A 20,153-nucleotide genomic window follows, 5' to 3' on the forward strand; every position below is an offset into this window, starting at 1 on the left:
CCCGGGCACACCCGCCGGACCCGGACCGGACTCCCACCGAAGGATCCTCATGGCTGAACTCCTCTACCGCCTCGGCCGCGCGTGCGCGCGCCGCGCGCGGACCGTCCTCGCCGCGTGGCTCGCGGTGCTCGTGCTCGCCGGGGCGGCGTTCGTCGCGTTCGGCGGCACGCTCGCCAGCAGCTTCTCGATCCCCGGCACCCCCACCGCGGACGTCACCGAGCGGCTCCAGACCGCGCTGCCCGAGGCGTCGGGCGGGAGCGGCACGATCGTCCTCGCGACGGAGGACGGCGCGCCGTTCACGCCCGAGCAGGAGGCGGCGATCGCGGACCGCTTCGCCGCGGCGGAGGAGGTCGACGGCGTCGCGTCGGTCGTCGACCCGTTCGCGACGCAGGAGGAGCTCGCCGACCAGCGGAAGCAGATCGACGACGGCCGCACCCAGATCGCCGCGGGACGCGAGCAGATCGAGGACGGCCGCGCGCAGCTCGCCGCCGCGCAGGAGCAGGTCGACGCCGCGCGCGCCCAGCTCGACGCGGGCCAGGCCGAGCTCGACGCCGCACGTGCCCAGGCGGAGGCCGCGGGCGCGCTGGAGCAGGCGGCGCCGCAGCTCGACGCGCAGCAGGCCGAGATCGACGCGGGCCGCGCCACGCTCGAGTCGCAGGCCACGACGCTCGACCAGCAGGTCACCGCGCTGGAGGACCAGAGCGCGACGCTCGAGGAGCAGTCCGCGCAGCTCGAGCTCTCCGCTCCCCTGCTCGACATGGCGTCCGACATCCGCCTCGTGTCCACGGACGGGAGCGCGGCGGTCGCGAACGTGACGTTCACCGAGCCGAACATGAGCATCGACCAGCAGACGAAGGACGACCTCGTGGCCGTCTTCGCCGAAGACCCGGTCGACGGCGTCCAGACCGACTTCTCGTCCGACATCGCCCAGGGCGTGCCGCAGGTGTTCGGCGTGGGCGAGGCCGTCGGCCTCGTCGTCGCGGCGATCGTGCTCGTCGTCATGCTCGGGACGCTCGTGGGCGCAGGCCTGCCGATCCTCACGGCACTCATCGGGGTCGGGATCGGCGCGCTCGCCGCGATGTCGCTGTCCGGGGTCGTGGAGATGTCGTCGGTGACGCCGGTGCTCGGCCTCATGCTGGGGCTCGCCGTCGGGATCGACTACTCGCTGTTCATCGTCAACCGGCACCGGCGCCAGCTCAAGCAGGGCGACGAGCTGCACGAGTCGATCGCGCTCGCGAACGGCACGTCGGGCAACGCGGTCGTGTTCGCCGGGGCGACGGTGCTCATCGCGCTGCTCGCGCTCAACGTCACCGGCATCCCGTTCCTCGGCCTCATGGGCACGGTCGGTGCGCTGTGCGTCGCGATCGCCGTGCTCATCGCCGTCACGCTCACGCCGGCCCTCCTCGGCATGATCGGCCCGCGGATCCTCAGCCGTCGCGAGCGCGCCGCGCTCGCCGGGACCGCCGCGACGGCGGGCGCCTCGACGGGTGCGTCGGCCGGAGCCGGGTCGTCGGAGCCGGGCGCCGCGGGCGGCCTGCCCGCCGCGGAGCCCGTGCGCCCCATGTCGACCGTCCGCGCGGTGGGGACGGCCCTGCTCTCCGTCGTCGCGCTCGGCGTGATCGCCCTGCCCGCGCTCGACCTGCGGACCAACCTGCCCGACGGCTCGTCCGAGGCGCACGACTCCACGCAGTACCGCGCGTACTCGACCGTCGCCGAGGAGTTCGGCGAGGGCACGAACGGGCCGCTGCTCGTCGTCGCCGACCTGCCGGGCGAGCCCACCGAGGCCGAGGCGCTCGAGTACCAGGTCGGCGTGGCCGAGGAGCTGTTCGCGCAGGACGACGTCGTGGCGGTCGCCCCGATCGGGACGTCCGAGGACCGCACGGTCGCGGCGTTCCAGGTGATCCCTGCCGAGGGCCCGACGAGCGAGTCCACCGAGGAGCTCGTGCACGCGCTGCGCGCCCTCGAGCCGCTCGACGGCGAGGTCACGCTCGGCGTCGCGGGCTCGGCCAGCGGCAACATCGACATCTCGGAGAAGCTCGCGCAGGCCCTGCCGATCTACCTCGCGGTCGTCGTCGGGCTGTCGCTCGTCATCCTCGTGCTCGTGTTCCGGTCGATCTTCGTGCCGGTCGTCGCGACGCTCGGGTTCATCCTGTCGTACTTCGCCGCGCTCGGCGGGGTCGTCGCGATCTACCAGTGGGGCTGGCTCGCGGGGGTGTTCGGCGTCGAGACGCCGGGCCCGATCCTCAACTTCCTGCCCACGATCCTCGTCGGCATCCTGTTCGGCCTCGCGATGGACTACCAGCTCTTCCTCGGCTCGGGGATGCGCGAGGCGTACGCGCACGGCGCCCCCGCGCGCGTCGCGATCGTGCAGGGCGTCCGCGCGGGCCGGGCCGTGGTGACGGCCGCGGCGATCATCATGATCTCCGTCTTCGGCGGGTTCGTCTTCTCGCACAGCGCGATGATCCGGCCCATCGGGTTCGCGCTCGCGTTCGGCGTGCTGGTCGACGCGTTCGTCGTGCGGATGCTGCTCGTCCCGGCGCTCATGCACCTCGTGGGCGACAAGGCGTGGTGGCTCCCCCGCTGGCTCGACCGCATCCTGCCCGACGTCGACGTGGAGGGCGCCGCGCTCGAGCGCCGGCACCCGCACCACCTCGACGGGTCGACCGACCCGGCGGCTCAGGGCGTCGCGCCCGACGACGGCACCGAGCCGGGCACGACCGGCCCGGACGCGACCGAGCCGGAGACCGCGCGCGGCTGAGGCCGCGGAGCCCCGCACCGGACCCGGTGCCACCGGTCGACGAGCGAGCCCGCTCGTCGGCCGGTGGTGCCGGGTCCGTCGTCGTCAGGGGCGGGGCACGTGCACCGTCGCGACGATCGCGCGGTGGTCGCTGCCCACGACGTGCAGGGAGCAGACGTCGGTCACGACGTTCTCACGGTCGGTCACCACGTGGTCGAGGTTGAGCACCGGCGGCACGACGCCGGGGCGCGGCGACCACGACAGGTCGAGCCCGCCGCCCGAGGCGCGCGACGCGTCGTGGAACCGGTCGCCCAGCAGCCGGCGGAACGTCGCGTGGTCGTGGGTGGAGTTGAAGTCGCCGACGAGCACCTGGGGCAGCGGGTCGCCGTGCGCGCGCTCGGCGAGCGCGTCCGTCTCCTCGTGCCAGATGTCCACGTACTCCGGGATCGGCGGGATCGGGTGCACCGCGGTGACCCGCACCGGGACGCCGTCGACCTCGACCGTCGCCGACGGCATCGCGTCGTTCGAGAACGGCTCGACGTCCACGTCGCGGAGCGGCAGCGCGCTCCACAGCCCGCTGCCCATGGCGCCGCGCCCGACCTTGCCGTCGGCGCTGTACGGCAGCACGTCCTCGATCCCCGCCGCGACGAGCCGCTCGCGCAGGTCCGTCGTGAGCTCCAGCACGGCGAGCACCTGCACGTCCTCGGTGCGGACGAGGTCGACGAGCGCCTCCGCGTCCGCCGCGCCGTACCAGGTGTTGGCACCCATGACGCGCAGCGTCACCGCGTCGTCGGGCGGCGCGGGGCCGGGCACGAACGCGGGCACGAGCCACACCGCCTGCACGGTGACGCAGACGGCGAGCAGCGCCGCGAGCAGCCACCGGCGCGCGAGCAGCGTGAGCACGAGCCCGACGGCGGCGCCCAGGGCGACGAACGGCGTGAACCCGACGAGCTGCGCGACGGGCGTCCACGCGTCGTCGGGCAGCATGCGCACGAGCGTGAGGAGGAGCACCGCGACGACGCCCGTGGCGAGGACGACCGTGAGGGGTCGGCCGCCCGGTCGGCGCCGCGTCGTGACGCGCGCGGGCGGGAGGCGCGTGGTGGCCGAGGTCATGCCCGGACTCTCGCAGCGCCGCCCCGCCGCCGCGACCCGCCCCACCGGCCCGCCCGGTGATCTCCACCGAACCCGCCCACCCGCCCGTCCCCTCCGTCCGCCGAGCACGAGGTTGCCGTCGTTCCGGGGTCCGTCCCGACGCCAACCTCGTGCTCGACCGAGGGCTGGACCGGGACCGGACGACGACGCCCCGGTCACCACGTGGTGACCGGGGCGTCGGTGGAGCGGGTGTCAGCCGAAGATGGCCGGCAGCGTGCCGCGGAAGGCCGCGTCCGCCTCGCTGAGCGGGACGGTGAACAAGCCCGCGACCTCGAGCGCCTCGCCCGACTCGGCGACGGCGCCGGGCTCGGTGCCCGTCTCGCCGATCTTCAGGACGGGGACGCCGCGCGCGACGCACGCGTCGACGAGCTTGGACTCCTCGCCGCGGGGCACCGCGACGAGCGCGCGGGCCGTCGACTCGGAGAACAGCGCCTCGAACGGCGTGACGCCGTCGCGCTCGGTCAGCGCGTCGAGCGACACGGTGGCCCCGACGCCGAAGCGCAGCGACGCCTCGAGGAGCGCCTGCGCGAGCCCACCCTCGGAGAGGTCGTGCGCGGCCGACACGAGGTCGTCGCGGCTCGCGTTGACGAGGACGCCGGCGAGCGCCTTCTCGGCCGCGAGGTCGACCCGCGGGGGCACGCCGCCCAGGTGGCCGTGCTCGACGTCGGCCCACGCCGAGCCGTCGAGCTCCGCACGCGTGGTGCCGAGGAGGTAGATGCTCTCCCCCGTCTCGCGCCAGCCCGACGGCGTGGCGTGCGCGACGTCGTCGAGCACGCCGAGCACGCCCACGACCGGGGTCGGGTGGATCGACGAGTCGATCTGCCCCGGCTCGCCGGTCCCGTTGTAGAGCGACACGTTGCCGCCCGTCACGGGGACGCCGAGCTCGCGGCACGCGTCCGCGAGGCCCTCGATCGCCTCGACGAGCTGCCACATCGAGTCGGGGTCCTCGGGCGAGCCGAAGTTGAGGCAGTCGGTCACGGCGAGCGGGCGGGCGCCCGTCGTCGCGACGTTGCGGTACGCCTCGGCGAGCGCGAGGCGGGCGCCCGTGCGCGGGTCGAGCTTGCCGTAGCGGCCGTTCGCGTCCGTCGCGAGCGCGACGCCGAGACCCGTGCTCTCGTCGACGCGGACCACGCCCGAGTCGTCGGGCTGCGCGAGCGCGGTGTTGCCCTGGACGAACCGGTCGTACTGGTTCGTCACCCACTCCTTGGACGCGAGGTTCGGCGACGCGAGGAGGCGCAGCGCCGTCGCGCGGAGCTCGTCGCCGCTCTCGGGTCGGGCGAGAGCGTCGGCGGCCACGGTGCGGGCGTTGAGCCCGTCCTGCCACGACGGGCGCGCGTACGGGCGGTGGTACACCGGGCCCTCGTGCGCGACGGTCCGCGGGTCGACGTCGACGATGCGCTCGCCGTGGTGGTCGATCGTCAGGCGGCCGGAGTCGTTGACCTCGCCGATGACGGCGGTCTCGACGTCCCACTTGGCGGTGATGGCGAGGAACTCGTCGAGCTTCTCCGGCGCGACGACCGCCATCATGCGCTCCTGCGACTCGGACATGAGGATCTCGCCCGCGTTGAGCGTCGGGTCGCGCAGCAGGACGTCGTCGAGCCACACGTGCATGCCGCCGTCGCCGTTGGAGGCGAGCTCCGACGTCGCGCACGAGATGCCGGCGGCACCGAGGTCCTGGATGCCCTCCACGACCTGCGCCGCGTAGAGCTCGAGGCAGCACTCGATGAGGACCTTCTCCATGAAGGGGTCGCCCACCTGGACGCTCGGGCGCTTGGCGGGCACGCCGTCCTCGAACGTCTCCGACGCGAGGATCGAGGCGCCGCCGATGCCGTCGCCGCCCGTGCGGGCGCCGAACAGCACGACCTTGTTGCCGACGCCCGAGGCGTTGGCGAGGTGGATGTCCTCGTGGCGCAGCACGCCGAGGCACAGCGCGTTGACGAGCGGGTTGCCCTGGTACGAGGAGTCGAAGACGAGCTCGCCGCCGATGTTCGGCAGGCCGAGGCTGTTGCCGTACCCGCCGACGCCGCTCACGACGCCGTGCACGACGCGCGCCGTGTCCGGGTGGTCGACGGCGCCGAAGCGGAGCTGGTCCATGACGGCGACGGGGCGCGCGCCCATGGAGATGATGTCGCGCACGATGCCGCCGACACCCGTCGCGGCGCCCTGGTAGGGCTCGACGAACGACGGGTGGTTGTGCGACTCGACCTTGAACGTCACGGCCCAGCCGTCACCGATGTCGACGACGCCCGCGTTCTCGCCGATGCCGACGAGCAGGTGCTTCTTCATCTCGTCCGTGGTCGCGGCGCCGAACTTCGACAGGTGGACCTTGGAGGACTTGTACGAGCAGTGCTCGGACCACATGACGGAGTACATCGCGAGCTCCGCGGCCGTGGGGCGGCGCCCCAGGATGTCGCGGATGCGCTGGTACTCGTCCGGCTTGAGGCCGAGCTCGGCGAACGGCTGGACCTCGTCGGGCGTGGCGGCGGCGTGCTCGACGGTGTCGAGCGTCGACGCGGCAGGACGAGCCTCGGAGCGTGCGGAAGCCTGGGGTGCGGGGGCGGTCATCGTTTCCCTCGGGTGGGCGCTGAGCGGGGAGCGCACGACGGCGCGCGGCCAGTCTACCGGCGCCCGCGGAGAGGCCGTCCGCGCGTCTCGCGTCGCGGGCGGCCGAGAAGTGAGACGAGCGTCTCGCCGTGCGGAAACCCGGTTTCCGGGTTCCGATGGAGGGGTGACCACCCTTCTCGAACCGACGTCCGGCACCGACCGCAGCAGAACCAGCGACCTCCTCGACCCGCACCTGGAGCGGCTCGGCCACGAGCTCACGCTCGTCGAGCGCCAGCTCAACGGCTACTCCCGGCGCACGGGCTCCTACGTGGGCCACGGGGCCGTCGAGACCGTCGAACCGGCGGAGGGCCGCTACCGGGACGAGCTCGAGGCCGAGCGCGAGCGCATCCTGTCGCGCCTCGAGATGCTCAGCGCCATGCGCGTCGCGGCGTCCTGCTGACCAGGCTCCCGGCCGCGACTCCGAGCGCGGCCACCGCGGTACGCGGGACGGCTCAGAGCGTCAGCCCCAGCACGACCCCCAGTACGCCGAGCGCGGGCGGGACGAGCTGGACGAGCGCCGCCCGCGCCTTCGACGGCGACGAGACGAGGAGCACGAGCCCCGCCGCGACCATGGAACCGGCCCCCGCGACCACGAGCGTCAGGCCGACGTCCTGCCGGTCCGCCGCGTACAGGACGATGCCGAGCACGACGAGCACCGCGAGGAACAGGTTGTAGAACCCCTGGTTGAAGGCCATCTCGCGCGTGGCCGCCGCCTCCTGCGGCGACGTGCCGAACGTGGCGCGCGTGCGGTCGCTCGTCCACGTGAGCGACTCCATGACGAAGATGTACACGTGGATCGCCGCGGCGACCCCCGCGAGCGCCAGCCCGAACCCGATCATCGTCGGTCCCTCCCGGTCCGCGAGGCCGCACGGTGCGCAGACCCCGGCGTACCGACCGGGTGTCGCTGCCTCAGCGCTCCTCAGCGTTCCACAGGAGCGGCTCGGCCGCCGCGAGCGCCACGGCCAGCGCGCCGACCACGAGCCCGACGCGCGTGTGCGGCAGCCGCACGCCGCGCTCGCGCAGGCGCTCCCCGCGCCGGTAGACCCACTTCTCGCCCGCGACGACGAGGGTCGACGCGAGCGCGAGCCCGGCCGCCGCGCCCGCGACGACGACGCCCGCCGGCACCGGCGTGGCGTCGTCGTCGGTCGCCCAGGTGTTGTCCTCGCGCGGGGCGCCGTCGGCCGTCGCGATCTCGGGTTCCGCGTCGGTCTCGTCCGCGTCCGCCTCGCGGGCCGCGTCGCGCAGGGAGCGCAGGCCCTCGCGCGCCTCGGTCCCCTCGGTCGTCGAGGTGAACGTCAGCACGACGGCGGCCGTCGCGACGGCGGTCTTGAGGAGCGCGCGCGCCCAGCGCGGGCGGACGACGTCGGGCACGGCGTACCACGCCACGGTGGACAGCCCCGCGATCGCCACGGTGCGCGGGTCGGCGGCCCGTCGGGTCGGCGCGTGCTCGGTCATCGTGCCCCTTCGTCGGCAGGTGTGCTCACGGGGCCTAACGGCTCGCGGCCGTGCCGGGTTCCTGCGACGCGCAGGCGTTCGCGCAGGTAGCGCACCGCGGGGGCGTCGGTCATGGTCGCGCGCCACACGACCGTGACCGGGCGGGTCGGGACGGGCTCGTGCACGGGCACCGCGACGACGTCGGTCGGCAGCGGGCCGCGCCCGAGGCGCGGCACGAGCGCGACGGCGAGGCGCTGGGCCACGACCTCGACCTGCGACGCGAACTCGAGGCACCGGAAGTCGATGCGCGGGACGCGCGGCTCGCGCGCGAACATGTGGCAGAACCACTCGTAGCAGATGGTGCCGTCGGGCGTGCAGACCCAGGTCTCGTCGAGCAGGTCCGACGGCGTGAGCGCGGCCCGCCCCGCGAGCGGGCTCGACGCGTGCACGAGCACGTCGGCCTCGTCGCGGAACAGCTCCTCGGCGCGCAGGCTCGGCGGGAGCGCGAGGCCGACGCCCTCCCAGTGGTGCACGAGCGCGAGGTCCAGCGTGCCCGCCGCGACGGCCGCGACGGCGTCCCACGGCTCGGTCTCCTCGACGACGAGGCGCAGGTCCGGCACGTCGTCGCGCACCCGCGCGAGGAGCGGGGCGACGACGCCGCGCACCGCCGTCGAGAACGACCCGAGGCGCACGGTCCCCGTGGGGCGCGCCCCGGCGTCGTGCAGGCGGGCCCGCAGCGACTCGACCTGCTCGCGCAGCGCGCGGCCCTCCTCGACGACGCGCCGCCCTGCGGCCGTGAGGACGACGCCCCGCCCCTCGCGGTCGAGCAGGCGCGCGCCGAGGTCGCGCTCCAGGCGCTTCACCTGCTGCGAGACGGCGGACGGCGTGTACCCGAGGTCGCGTGCCGCGGCGTGCACGGTGCCGGTGCGCTCGACGGCGAGCAGGGCGTCCACGGCGGCGAGGTCGATCATGCGACCGATGCTATCCGGAAGCGTGGCTACCGGGAACTGTGCACGACTGTGCGCTGGACGTGCACGATGCTGCGGGCGCACCCTCGATGCCATGCCGCTTCGCCCGTCCCTCCTCGCCGTCCTCGTCGCCGTCGTCTGGGGTGTGAACTTCGTCGTCATCGACCTGGGGCTCGGCGACATGCCGCCGACGCTGTTCGTCGCCCTGCGCTTCCTCGTCGTCCTGGTCCCGGCGGTGTTCCTCGTGCCGCGGCCCCGCGCGCGGTGGCGGGACGTGCTGCTCGTCGGCGCGTTCATGAGCCTCGGCCAGTTCGGCCTGCTGTACACCGCGCTCGCGCTCGGCATGCCCGCCGGGCTCGCGTCGCTCGTGCTCCAGGCCCAGGTCGGGCTCACCGTGCTGTTCGCCGCCGCGGCGCTGCGCGAGGTCCCGACGCGCGCGCAGCTCGTGGGCGTGCTGGTCGGCGCCGCCGGGCTGGTCGTCGTCGGCGTGGGCCGCAGCGCCTCGACGCCGGCCCTCGCGTTCGTCGTGACGCTCGCCGCCGCGGCGTCGTGGGCGGTCGGGAACGTCGTCGCCCGACGCGCCGGGAGCCGCCGTGACCACGGCTCTACCTCGCGCACCCAGGGCTCTACCTCGGGCGACCAGGGGTCTGCCTCGGCGGGGCGGGGCTCTTCCCCGCGGCCGGGGCTGGAGGGGCTGTCGATGACGGTGTGGTCGGCGCTCGTGGTGCCGGTCCCCATGCTCGGGCTGTCGCTCGCGCTCGACGGGCCGGACGCCGTCGGGCACGCGCTCACCCACCTCACACTCGCGCCGGTCCTGTCGACCCTCTACACCGCCTGGCTCGCGAGCCTCGTGGGCTACGGGATCTGGAACACGCTCCTCGCGCGGTACCCGGCGTCGGCGGTCGTGCCGTTCACGATGCTCGTGCCGCCGGTCGGGATGCTCGCCGCGTGGCTCGTGCTCGACGAGGTGCCGAACGCGGCCGAGGTGGTGGGCGGTGCCGTGCTCCTGCTGGGCGTCGCGACGACGACGGGCGTCCTGGGGCGACAGCGCCCGCCCGGCACGGCGGTCGTGCCCGACGCGGGGGCGCCCTCCGTCGCGGTGCCGTCCTCCCTCGCGGCAGGCCCGCCCTCTGCGCCCGCTCCCGGGCGCCCCGACGCGACCGCGACCGACGGTCCGACCGCGACACGCGCGCGTTCGCGCTGACAGGACGCCCGCGCGGGGGTTCCATGGGAGTCCGGGACGTCCGAGACGCGAAGGAGCCTCTCATGAGCGAGACCGCGGGCCGCACGCAGGAACGGCAGCAACCGGAGCTCAAGCGCGTCATGGGGCCCAAGCTGCTCCTGCTGTTCATCGTCGGGGACATCCTGGGCACGGGCGTGTACGCGCTCACCGGCCAGGTCGCGGGCGAGGTCGGCGGGGCGGCGTGGCTGCCGTTCCTGCTCGCGTTCGTCGTCGCGACGATCACCGCGTTCTCCTACCTCGAGCTCGTCACGAAGTACCCGAGCGCCGCCGGCGCCGCGCTCTACACGCACAAGGCGTTCGGCATCCACCTGCTGACGTTCGTCGTCGCGTTCATGGTCATGAGCTCCGGGATCACCTCGGCCTCCACGGCGTCCAACGCGTTCGCGGGGTTCGTCTCCGACGGGTTCGGGCTCGGGCTGCCGACGGGCGGCGACGGCCGCCTGCTCATCGCCCTCGCCTTCATGGCCCTCGTCGCGCTCGTCAACCTGCGCGGGGTCGGTGAGAGCGTCAAGGCGAACGTCGTGCTGTCGCTCGTCGAGCTGTCCGGCCTCCTGCTCGTCGTCTTCGTGGGGCTGTGGGCGACGACGCAGGGCCGCGCCGACTTCTCGCGCGTCGTCGTGTTCGAGAGCGCCGACGACAAGAGCGTGTTCCTCGCCGTCACCGCCGCGACGACGCTCGCGTTCTTCGCCATGGTCGGGTTCGAGGACTCCGTGAACATGGCGGAGGAGTGCAAGAACCCCGTGCGGGACTTCCCGCGCATGATGCTCACGGGACTCTCGATCACGGGCGCGATCTACGTGCTCGTCGCGATCACCGCCGTCGCGCTCGTCCCCGTGGGCGACCTCACGGACGACGCCAAGGGGTCGGCGCTCACGCAGGTCGTCGCGGCGGGCGCGCCGAACCTGCCGTTCGACACGATCTTCCCGTTCATCGGGATGTTCGCCGTCGCGAACTCGGCGCTCATCAACATGCTCATGGCGTCCCGCCTGCTCTACGGGATGGCGAACCAGGGCGTGCTGCCGCGTGCGTTCGGCCAGGTGCACCCGTTCCGCCGCACGCCGTGGGTCGCGATCCTCGTGACGACGGCCATCGCGTTCGCGCTCATCGTGTACGTCGTGCGGCAGTCCGGGACCGCGGCGGGCACCAACGCGGTCGCCCTGCTGGGCGGGACGACGTCGCTGCTCCTGCTCGTCGTCTTCACGATCGTCAACATCGCGCTCCTCGTGCTGCGCCGCGACCGCGTCGACCACGAGCACTTCCGCACCCGCACCTGGCTCGCGGTGCTCGGCGCCCTCACGTGCGCGTACCTCGCCGGGCCGTGGGCCCGCAGCGCCGAGCAGCAGGAGCAGTACGTCATCGCGGGCGCGCTCGTGGCCCTCGGGGTCGTGCTCTCGTTCGTCACGTGGCTCTACAACCGCTCGGTGCGCCATCGCCGGATCGCGTTCTCCGACGTGTCCCGCCTGGAGGACGGCATCGACGACGAGTGACCGACGACCCGCCGTTCGGCGGGAGGCGCATGGGCACCGCGGGACCGACGGTCGGCCGCGCCACCCGCCTCAGCGCCGCGCGAGAGACTGCCGCGGCACGGGAGCCAGGAGCCACGCGGCGGCGCCCGCCCCCAGCACCGCGACGAGCACCGGTAGCCACCACGCGTCTCCCGCCCCGGAGGGACGGGCTCCGGCGACCAGCGCGAACGCGCCCGCGAGGACCGCGGCGGTCCCGAGGCCCAGCAGCACCGCGGGGAGGACCGACACCAGGCTGCGCAGCACGAGGACCCCGCGCAGCATCCGCGGACGTGCTCCCACGGCGGCCAGGGCGCGCAGCTGAGGCGCGCTGTCCTCTGCCCAGGCCGCGACCAGGAGGAGGACGACGAGGACGACGAGCCCGCTGCCGACGAGGAGCGTGGTGCGGGCGATCGTGTCGAGGATCCCGACGAGAGGCGGCCCGGCCTCGACGACGAGCTCGGCGGTGCCGGAGACGTCTGCCGGCAGCGCGGTCCGGACGACGCTCTCGTCGATCGCCCCGGTCTGAGGGACGAGGAAGGAGAACCCCAGCCCGCTCCTCTCCTCGAAGAGCCCCAGCTCCACCCCGCGCTCCGCGGAGACGATCAGGGCCGGAAGCCTGCCGAACGTCGCGTACCCGTCGACGGCGACCGGATCGAGCGCCCGGCGGAAGTCCGTCTCGGACTCGCTGTAGCCGGGTGGCGGCACGAGCACCACGTCGTCGTCCGGCTCGACCAGGAGGAGCCCGTCCCCCTCGTCGAGCGCGCTCCTCTCCTCGGCCGTGACGTCTCGACCGAGGAGCGCCGCAGCCTCGTCGGCGCCGTCCACCAGGAGCACCGACCGGTCGTCCTGCAGGGTTGCTCGGTCGAGGCAGTCGTCGACGGCCCCGGCGCGCGCGCACCGGGTGAAGTCGCTCTCGAGGACGACCGGGACGTCCGTGCCCGCCGAGTCGACCGTGAAGGACGCCCGTGCGTCGTCGATCACCCGGAGGTTGCCGCTCACCTCGATCGCCGACCGCTCGGCGTCGGTCAGCGCTCGGCCCGTCCGGAGCTCCGCATCGCCGACGGGCACCGCCGCGACGTAGGCCGTGACCGCCCTCTCCCGGGCGGCCTCCACCGTCGCCAGACCCGCGCAGCTCACGGCGACCGCCGAGCCGACGACGACCACCCCGACCCTCCGAAGTCCCCGGGATCGGGTCGCGAGGCGTGCGGCCACACGCACCGTGTAGCCACCGCGGCGCGTCCACGCGGGTCCCCTCGCACGAGCCGGCTCCCCTGCCGCGGCAGGCTCACGGACACCGCCGACGACGACCACGAGCACGGCAGCGCTCGCGAGCGCAGCGGCGAGGATCCCCGGGAGCCACGCGTAGTCGATGCCGCCCCAGTCCTGGTGGACGACGCCCGAGAGCAGCGCGACGCCCACGTGCGTCACGACTGCCCCGAGCACGAGGCCGACCGCCGCACCACCTCCCGCTGCCGCGCCCGCGTGGACCGACCACACCGTCCGCCGCTCGCGCCTCGTCGCACCCAGCGCGCGCAGGATCGCGTCCTGGCGCCCGCGCGCCTGCGCCAGCGAGGCCGTCGTGGCGCCGAGGACGCCGGCGGCCACCAGCCCGACACCGCCCAGCACGAGATCGACGTCGACCAGGTCCGTCGGTGGCTGAGCCGTGAAGCCGCCTCGTGTCGCCACCGTGAGCCCCAGGTCGCGCAGACGCTGGCCTGTCACGAGCGGGTCCGTGCTCTCGACCAGCCATCGGGGAGTCAAGGAGCTCGACGCGCCGTCCACGATCTGCTCGAGCTGCGCTGCGTCGGCCCCGGCCGGGGAGATCAGGAAGAACGCGGCGTCGGTGGCGCCGGCGTACCGCACCTCGTCGGTGAAGGTCAGCGTCACGGTCGACCCGGCAGTCCGGACGCCGACCGTGTCTCCGAGGACGACCCCGAGGCGGTCGGCCGCTGCCGGGGACAGCGCGAGCTCGGGAGAGCCGGAGACGTCGCGGGCGAAGGTGACGATCCCCGTCGTCATCGGGTCCTCGTAGGCGACGACCCGCCCGTCGAGCATCTGCGACGCGGTGCCCGCGACGAGCGTCGTGCGCAGGTCGGTGTCGGTGAGCACGCGAGCGATGCCGGTCCCGGGCCCGGGCTCGACCTCGGGCACGGACGCGACGTCGCCCCCCGCGAAGCGTGCCTGGAGGTCCGCCTCGCCCATGGCGATGCGCGCGAGCTCCTCACCGGAGTACTGGGCGCTGCCGCGCACCGAGAACACAGCGAACGTCCCCGCGACGACGACCGCGACGACGACCGCCAGCAACGCGGAGTGCCGCCACAGCCCCCGCAGGTTGCGCACGCCCAGGCCCGCGGGGGTGACGGCTCTCATCCCACGAAGCCCTCGTGGAACGCCACGACCTCGTCGGCACCCGCGGCCACGACGGGGTCGTGCGTGACGACGATGCAGCACTTTCCCTCGGACGAGAAGTACTTGAGCTGTTCGACGACGATGCGGGTGTTCTCCTCGTCGAGCGCTCCCGTCGGCTCGTCGGCGAGCACGACGGGATGTGGTGACGCCAGGGAACGCGCGATCGCGACCCGCTGCCGCTCGCCGCCCGAGAGCGTCGTCGGCAGCATGGTACGGACGTCGGCGATGCCGAGCCGCTCGAACCAGCCCTCGACCTGGGCCTCGGCACCGCGGACCCCTGCCACCCTGAGCCCGAACAGGACGTTCTCCTCGGCCGTGAGGGTGTCGACGAGGTTGAGGTCCTGCGCGATCGTCGTGACCGAGGTCCGTCGAAGCGCAGACTTGTCCCGGAGCCGACCGACGTCTCGCCCGGCCACGTGCACCGACCCGGCCGACAGCGGCACCTCTCCGAGGACGGCCCGCAGGAGACTGGTCTTGCCGCTCCCCGACGGGCCGACGACGGCCGTCACGCACCCTGCGCGGAACACCCGTGAGAACCCGCGGAAGAGGGGGCGCGCCACGCGCCCCCTCCCCACCACGAGCGTCGCATCCCGGAACTCGACCGTGGTCATGCTCTGCTCCCTACGACGCCGTGGTCGCTAGTACCCGCGAACCTCGTAGGAGTAGCCGCGGGCGCCGAACAGGCAGAAGCCCCCGGTCGAGCTCTGGTACGCGCGAACCCAGGCGGTGGCCGTGTCGGGCGCAGCCGTGCAGTCCAGCTTCCCGCGCGCCTCGCTCCGAGGACCGACGGTCGTGCACGAGATCCGCGGTGCGCTCTGACCGGCGCCGTTCCTCAGGATCTGCCCCGAGCAGTTCGCCCACAGCGCGGCCTCCGCCGACCCCTGGACGAGCAGGGCCCCTCCGAGGGCCAGTGCCGCCGCGGTCACGGTAGCCATGATCTTTCGCCTCATCGCGATGTCCCCCTCCTGACGCCCCCCCCTGGGACGAACGGGAGGATCGTCCTCTCCCGCCCGCGTGCTCGGGGGGACCTTCCACATGCTGACACGGACGTCCGTCGACGACGTCGCCTCCCGGGGCGGGCGGCGGGCTCCGTCACCGACCAGCGCCCCGAGCTGGCCCCGGGGAGCCGAGGGACCGACGCACCGCGCCGGACGGAGGGAGCCCGTCGCGCATGATGGGTCCATGCAGATCCGCGTCGCCGCCTACGCCGTGGTCGTCCGCGAGGACGGCCGGATGCTCCTCCCCCACTGGAGCGAGGGGGACCGCGGCGGCTGGACGCTGCCCGGCGGCGGCATCGACCCGGGCGAGGACCCCGCCGCCGCGGCCGTCCGCGAGGTGCGCGAGGAGACCGGCTACGACGTCGAGCTCGACGGCCTGCTCGGCGTCGACAGCCTCGTGATCGACGCCGCCGACCGGATCCGGCCCGAGGACCGCGACCGGTCGCTGCACGCGATCCGCATCGTCTACCGGGCCCACGTGGTAGGCGGCGAGCTGCGCGTCGAGGAGGACGAGTCGACCGACGACGTCGGCTGGTTCACGCCCGACGAGGTCGACGCGCTGGACCGCGTCGGCCTGGTCGACGTGGCCCGCCGCTGGGCCGGCCTGCTCCCCGTGCCGTCGTGACCCGCCCGCGCCGGGTCGCCGACGGGCGGCCCGGGACGACGGTGCTGGGCGCGCTCGCCGTCGGCGTCCTGGTCCCGGTCGCGCTCGCCGCGTGCACGCCCGGCACCCCGCCGCCGGACCCGGACGTGGTGACGTCCGCACCGGCGCGGTTCCCGTCCCCCGGCCCTGGCGCCACCACGGAGGACGGCCGCGCCGCGGACGACCCGGACGGCGACCGGAGCGGCGACGCCGAGCTCGCGTCCCTGCGGGTCCCCGTCGGGACGGCGACGGTCGAGATCGCCGTGCCCCCGCCGGCGTCGGGCGGGGCGGCACCCCCTCGGGTCACGGCCGACGCCGAGGGTGCGTCCGACGTCACGCTCGCCCTCGCGGGTGCCGCCGCCGTGGTCTCGGTGGAGGGCGGCTCGCTCGTGCGCCACGCGGACGGCACGCTCACCGTCCTGGACGACGGCGGCACGCCCGTCGGCGGGCTCGGCGCCCCGCGCGTCGTGGGCCGGCACGGCGCGCCGGGCACGCCCGGCGCGGACGGCGCCGACGGTGCGAACGGGGCGAGCGGGGCAGAGGGCGGGACGGCCGACGGCACGGACGCCGGCCCCGCGGCGGACACCCCCGCACCCGGGACCCCGCGCGTCCGGGTCGCGCTCGTCGACGCCCACCGCGCGGAGGTGACGCTCGTGGGGACGGCGGGTACGGCGGGGACGGCGCCGGGCGGGGGCGACGCGGCGGGCGCTCCCGACGGGGACCCGGACGGGACCGCGACGACCGACGACGCCGGGGCGTGGGAGGTCGTCGTCCCGCTCGGCACGCGCGCGGTGCGGAGCACCGACTGGGGCGAGCGCGAGGGCGGCCGGTCGCTCGCCGTCGACCCGACCGCGTGGGCCCGCGCCGCGGGGCAGGCGGGCCAGGAGCTCGTGTGGGCGCAGGTCGTCGCCGCCGAGCCGGAGGCCGACACCCCGACGATGCACGACCAGCTCGTGTGCCACGCCGTCGGCGCCCCGGACAAGGCGACGTGGAACCTCGAGCCCTGGCGGCCCGACGTCGGGCTCCTCGCCACCATGTCCGCGCGCTGCAACCCCGCCTGACCGCCGCCGTCGTCCCGACTGCGGCCCGCGCACCGGCTCGGCCGCCGAGCACGACGTCCCTCCCCGTCGAGCACGAGGTTCCTGTCGGCATGTGCCTCGGAACGAGAGGAACCTCGTGCTCGGCGACCGAGACGGAGAACGAGACCGAGACGGCAACGGCCCGGGCGGCACGACGGCTGGTGGACGTCGTGCCGCCCGGGCCTGACCCTCGGCAGCGGTACCGCTCCGCCTGCGACGCCGAGGACGTTCCGGGGTGGCGCCGAGGACGACGCCGGGGTGGTCAGCGGGCCTGCGGGCCGCCCTTCGCGGCCTTGCGCAGCGACTTCTCGCTCCGCGGCTCGTCGCCGCTCGCGCGCAGGCGCCGGTAGTAGTCGCGCGCCTCGTCCTGGCGCTCCTTCTCGATGCCGGTCGCGATCGTCGCGCGCAGGTGCTCGGGGCCGTAGCCCCAGGCGTCCACGAGGTCCTGCGCGTGCGGACGCAGCCGGTCGATGAGGCGGTCCAGGTAGCTCGTCACCGTGCGCGCGCGCTGCGTCGAGAGGCGCCCGTTGAGCAGGTACCAGGCGAGGTGCCGCTCGACGAGGCTCAGGCCGAACAGGTCGCGCACCGTGGTGAGGACCTCGCGCGTGCCCGCGTCCTCGATCGTGTCGAGCGCCTGCGTGAACGCCTCCCAGCGCAGCAGCTCCGCGTGGGCGCGGGCCGCCTCGACGAGCTCGACCTGGTGGGCGTTGAACAGGTTCGTCGCCGTCTCCGGGTCGGCCTTCTGCGCGGGGCGCAGCGCCTGCGCGACGTCCGCGACCATCGTCTCGACCCGGTCGGTGAGCAGCGCGCGCTGCGTCTCGGGGTCGCGCAGGTGGCCGGCCGCGCGGCGCGGGTCGCCGACGTCCGCGAGCGCCTGGGCGGCCCGCTTGAGCGGCGTGCGGTGCAGCGCCATGTCGCCCGCACGCTCGACGACGACGCGCGCCATCTGGCCGGGGGTGATGCCCTTGAACTGCTTGCCGTAGTCGGCGAGCAGGCGCTTCGCGACGAGCTGGAGCAGCACGGTGTTGTCGCCCTCGAACGTCGCGTACACGTCGAGGTCGGCGCGCAGGCTCGTGATGCGGTTGGTCGTGAGGAACCCGGCCCCGCCGCACGCCTCGCGCGTCTCCTGGAGCACGTCGAGCGCGAACCGCGTGCTCGTGGCCTTGAGCGCGGCCGCCGTCGTCTCGAGGTCCTCGCGCTGCTCCGGGGTGTCCTCCTCACCGGAGAACACCGAGTGGAACAGGTCGAGCAGGCGGTCGTGCGCGAAGTGCGCCGCGTAGGTCTCCGCGATGGGGACGATCAGGCGACGCTTGTGCGTGCCGTAGTCGAGGAGCACGACCTCCTCCGTCGGCGTCGCGCCCGTGAACTGGCGGCGCTCGTTCGCGTACCGCACCGCGATCGCGAGGCCGAGCTTCGCCGCGGTCACCGCGGCGCCGTCGAGCGACACGCGACCCTGGACGAGCGAGCCGAGCATCGTGAAGAAGCGGCGCCCGGGGCTGTCGATGGGGCTGGAGTACGTGCCGTCGGCGTCCACCGAGCCGTAGCGGGCGAGCAGGTCGGTGCGCGGGACCCGCACGTGGTCGAAGTGCAGGCGCCCGTTGTCGATGCCGTTGAGCCCGCCCTTCTGGCCGTCGTCCTCGCCGCCCACGCCGGGCAGGAAGGGCAGCCGACCGAGCTCGTCGCGCTCGCCCGCGGTGTCGCGGATGGGCACGTAGAACGCGTGCACGCCGTGGTTGACGTTCTTCGTGATCAGCTGCGCGAACACGACGGCGGCCACGCCGTGCACGCCCGCGTTGCCGAGGTAGTCCTTCCACGCCCCGCGGAACGGGGTGTGGATGACGAACTCCTCGGTCTCCGGGTCGTACGTCGCCGTGGTGGCGATGCTCGCGACGTCGGACCCGTGGCCGATCTCCGTCATCGCGAACGCACCCGGCACCGAGAGGTCCATGGCGCCCGGCAGGAGGCGGTCCTGCTGCTCGGGCGTGCCCAGGTGCAGGATGGCCGAGCCGAACAGCCCCCACTGCACGCCCGCCTTGATCTGCAGCGACGGGTCGGCCGCGACGAGCTCCTCGAACCCGGCGAGGTTGCCGCCCGCGTCGTCCGCGCCGCCGAGGCGCTCCGGGTACCCGCGCCACACCTGGCCCTTGCCCACGAGCAGGTGCATCTGCTCCAGCACGCGCTCGCGGTGCTCACGCAGGCTCAGGCCCTCGACGCGCTGGAACGCCTCCTCGCCCGCGGTCGCGCGCGCCGTCGCGCGCAGGTCGGCCCAGCGGCCGAGCAGGATCTTCTCGAGCGCGGCGACGTCGACGCGGGCGTCGCCCTGCGACGTCGGGCCCGCGTCGCCGGCGCTCGTCGTGCGCGGTGCGAGCGCGGGACGGTCGGACGTGGCGGTCATGGCTTCTCCTTGGGGTCTGAGGCGGTCGCCGGGTGCGGAGGGCGGACGGCGTCCGGGCGGGTCGTGCCCGGGTTGTGGGAGAGGACGCCGACGGGGCCGGCCCACAGCCACGCGGCGACGCGCTCGGTGAGCTGCTCGCGGTCGGGGACGTCGGCGCGCTCGCGGTGGGCGAGCCACCACTCGCCGGCGCCCCGGACGAAGCCGACGGCGCCCGCGGCCCACGCCGCGGCGTCGGCCGGGGAGACGTCGGTGACCCGGGCGAACGGCTCGGCGACGAGCTCGATCACCGAGTCGAGGAAGGCGGCGAGCGGGGCGCGGTCGGCGCCGCCCGCGCCCTGGGTGAGGCCGCTCGCCGCGAGCTGGGCGGCGGGCTCCTCCGTCCCCGCGACGGCGCTCGTCCGGGTGACGAAGTAGTACACGTTGGGCGAGCTCTCGATCATCTCGAGGTACACGCCGACCATCGCGCGCAGCGCGCGCTTGGGCGTCTCGGCGGCCTCGGCCGCCTGGGTCAGGGCGTCGTGCATCTGCCCCACGACGGCGGAGCCCAGGGCGACCTGGAGCCCGGTCTTGTCGTCGAAGTAGCGGTAGATGATCGACTTCGACGTGCCCGACGCCGCCGCGATCTCGTCCATGGAGACCCCGGGGCCTCCCCGGTGCACCGCCTTGCTCGCCGCCCGGATGAGCTCCGCGCGGCGCGCCGCCCGGTGCTCGTCCCAGCGGGTCGACCGACCGTCGACCACCGCGGCCGGCTGCACCCGCCCTCGGGTGACCGGTCGCGCGTCGGCACCTGCGTTCACGTCGTCCTCCGTTGCGCCCGACCTCGATGTCGTCGGCACCTCGTCACGGGTGCCGTGCCGGGGCAGGGCACAGCCCTGTGACCCGACTCACGAAACCGAGAGTATCAGGTACTCTTGGTATTGGACACCAACCGGTCCTCTCCCCCGCCTCGCGCACGCCGTGCCGAGGCGCTCTCCCGGGCCGGCACC

At 74.6% G+C, this 20,153-nt stretch carries 16 protein-coding genes; 6 read left to right on the forward strand and 10 right to left on the reverse strand.

Going from position 1 to position 20,153, the window contains the following annotated elements; all coding sequences use genetic code 11:
* The first annotated feature begins 49 nt into the window (after positions 1–49).
* Positions 50–2,758, forward strand: a complete 2,709-nt coding sequence (locus BXA05_RS01960; RefSeq protein WP_076403587.1) for an MMPL family transporter — start codon at positions 50–52, stop codon at positions 2,756–2,758.
* 84 nt (positions 2,759–2,842) lie between these two features.
* Here the strand turns inward: BXA05_RS01960 and BXA05_RS01965 are convergent, their stop codons facing one another.
* Together BXA05_RS01965 and purL are read right to left on the reverse strand one after the other, a co-directional pair.
* Positions 2,843–3,850, reverse strand: a complete 1,008-nt coding sequence (locus tag BXA05_RS01965; RefSeq protein ID WP_076403589.1) for an endonuclease/exonuclease/phosphatase family protein — start codon at positions 3,848–3,850, stop codon at positions 2,843–2,845.
* 231 nt (positions 3,851–4,081) lie between these two features.
* A complete protein-coding gene (purL, locus tag BXA05_RS01970; protein WP_061267112.1) occupies positions 4,082–6,454 on the reverse strand; it encodes a phosphoribosylformylglycinamidine synthase subunit PurL in 2,373 nt (790 codons plus the stop codon).
* Between the two features lie 163 nt (positions 6,455–6,617).
* Between purL and BXA05_RS01975 the strand changes: the two genes are divergently transcribed.
* Positions 6,618–6,893 carry a hypothetical protein gene (locus BXA05_RS01975; protein ID WP_021482313.1) on the forward strand — a complete coding sequence of 92 codons (276 nt, stop codon included), beginning with the start codon at positions 6,618–6,620 and terminating at the stop codon, positions 6,891–6,893.
* A 52-nt stretch (positions 6,894–6,945) separates the two neighbouring features.
* On the opposite strand, the gene BXA05_RS01980 is transcribed toward BXA05_RS01975, so the two are convergent.
* The 3 genes from BXA05_RS01980 to BXA05_RS01990 form a co-directional block, all read right to left on the reverse strand.
* Complete coding sequence (locus BXA05_RS01980; protein WP_061267114.1) at positions 6,946–7,332, reverse strand: DUF1304 domain-containing protein; 387 nt, start codon at positions 7,330–7,332, stop codon at positions 6,946–6,948.
* A 70-nt stretch (positions 7,333–7,402) separates the two neighbouring features.
* Positions 7,403–7,948 carry a hypothetical protein gene (locus BXA05_RS01985; protein WP_076403591.1) on the reverse strand — a complete coding sequence of 182 codons (546 nt, stop codon included), beginning with the start codon at positions 7,946–7,948 and terminating at the stop codon, positions 7,403–7,405.
* A complete protein-coding gene (locus BXA05_RS01990) occupies positions 7,945–8,898 on the reverse strand; it encodes a LysR family transcriptional regulator (protein ID WP_076403593.1) in 954 nt (317 codons plus the stop codon). Before BXA05_RS01990 ends, BXA05_RS01985 begins: the two co-directional genes overlap by 4 nt.
* A gap of 91 nt (positions 8,899–8,989) precedes the next feature.
* Between BXA05_RS01990 and BXA05_RS01995 the strand changes: the two genes are divergently transcribed.
* Positions 8,990–10,099: an EamA family transporter gene (locus BXA05_RS01995; protein ID WP_083711411.1), complete on the forward strand. Its 1,110-nt coding sequence runs from the start codon at positions 8,990–8,992 to the stop codon at positions 10,097–10,099.
* A gap of 62 nt (positions 10,100–10,161) precedes the next feature.
* The gene (locus tag BXA05_RS02000; protein ID WP_076403595.1) at positions 10,162–11,625 is read left to right on the forward strand and encodes an APC family permease; all 1,464 of its coding nucleotides are present in this window, start codon (positions 10,162–10,164) and stop codon (positions 11,623–11,625) included.
* A gap of 69 nt (positions 11,626–11,694) precedes the next feature.
* Here BXA05_RS02000 and BXA05_RS02005 read toward each other — a convergent pair whose 3' ends face one another.
* The 3 genes from BXA05_RS02005 to BXA05_RS02015 are packed head-to-tail and all read right to left on the reverse strand — an operon-like array spanning position 11,695 to position 14,987.
* Positions 11,695–14,013: an FtsX-like permease family protein gene (locus BXA05_RS02005; RefSeq protein WP_076403597.1), complete on the reverse strand. Its 2,319-nt coding sequence runs from the start codon at positions 14,011–14,013 to the stop codon at positions 11,695–11,697.
* A complete protein-coding gene (locus BXA05_RS02010; protein ID WP_076403599.1) occupies positions 14,010–14,663 on the reverse strand; it encodes an ABC transporter ATP-binding protein in 654 nt (217 codons plus the stop codon). The genes BXA05_RS02005 and BXA05_RS02010 overlap by 4 nt, the downstream gene beginning before the upstream one ends.
* A 27-nt stretch (positions 14,664–14,690) precedes the next feature.
* A complete protein-coding gene (locus BXA05_RS02015) occupies positions 14,691–14,987 on the reverse strand; it encodes a hypothetical protein (protein WP_143311005.1) in 297 nt (98 codons plus the stop codon).
* A 247-nt stretch (positions 14,988–15,234) separates the two neighbouring features.
* Here BXA05_RS02015 and BXA05_RS02020 point away from each other — a divergent pair, with 247 nt between their 5' ends.
* Entirely contained in the window at positions 15,235–15,675 is a 441-nt protein-coding gene (locus tag BXA05_RS02020) for an NUDIX hydrolase (RefSeq protein ID WP_061267120.1), read from the forward strand.
* Positions 15,672–16,754 (forward strand): DUF2599 domain-containing protein, encoded by a 1,083-nt coding sequence (locus tag BXA05_RS20365; RefSeq protein ID WP_076403603.1) that lies wholly within the window; start codon positions 15,672–15,674, stop codon positions 16,752–16,754. Before BXA05_RS02020 ends, BXA05_RS20365 begins: the two co-directional genes overlap by 4 nt.
* Positions 16,755–17,034: 280 nt before the next feature.
* On the opposite strand, the gene BXA05_RS02030 is transcribed toward BXA05_RS20365, so the two are convergent.
* Both BXA05_RS02030 and BXA05_RS02035 read right to left on the reverse strand, forming a co-directional pair.
* Positions 17,035–19,167 (reverse strand): acyl-CoA dehydrogenase family protein, encoded by a 2,133-nt coding sequence (locus BXA05_RS02030; protein WP_076403605.1) that lies wholly within the window; start codon positions 19,165–19,167, stop codon positions 17,035–17,037.
* On the reverse strand, positions 19,164–19,907 hold the full coding sequence (locus tag BXA05_RS02035) for a TetR/AcrR family transcriptional regulator (RefSeq protein ID WP_241005685.1): 744 nt from the start codon (positions 19,905–19,907) through the stop codon (positions 19,164–19,166). The genes BXA05_RS02030 and BXA05_RS02035 overlap by 4 nt, the downstream gene beginning before the upstream one ends.
* Between the last annotated feature and the right edge of the window lie 246 nt (positions 19,908–20,153).

Source organism: Cellulosimicrobium funkei, from assembly GCF_900155925.1.
GTDB lineage: Bacteria > Actinomycetota > Actinomycetes > Actinomycetales > Cellulomonadaceae > Cellulosimicrobium > Cellulosimicrobium funkei.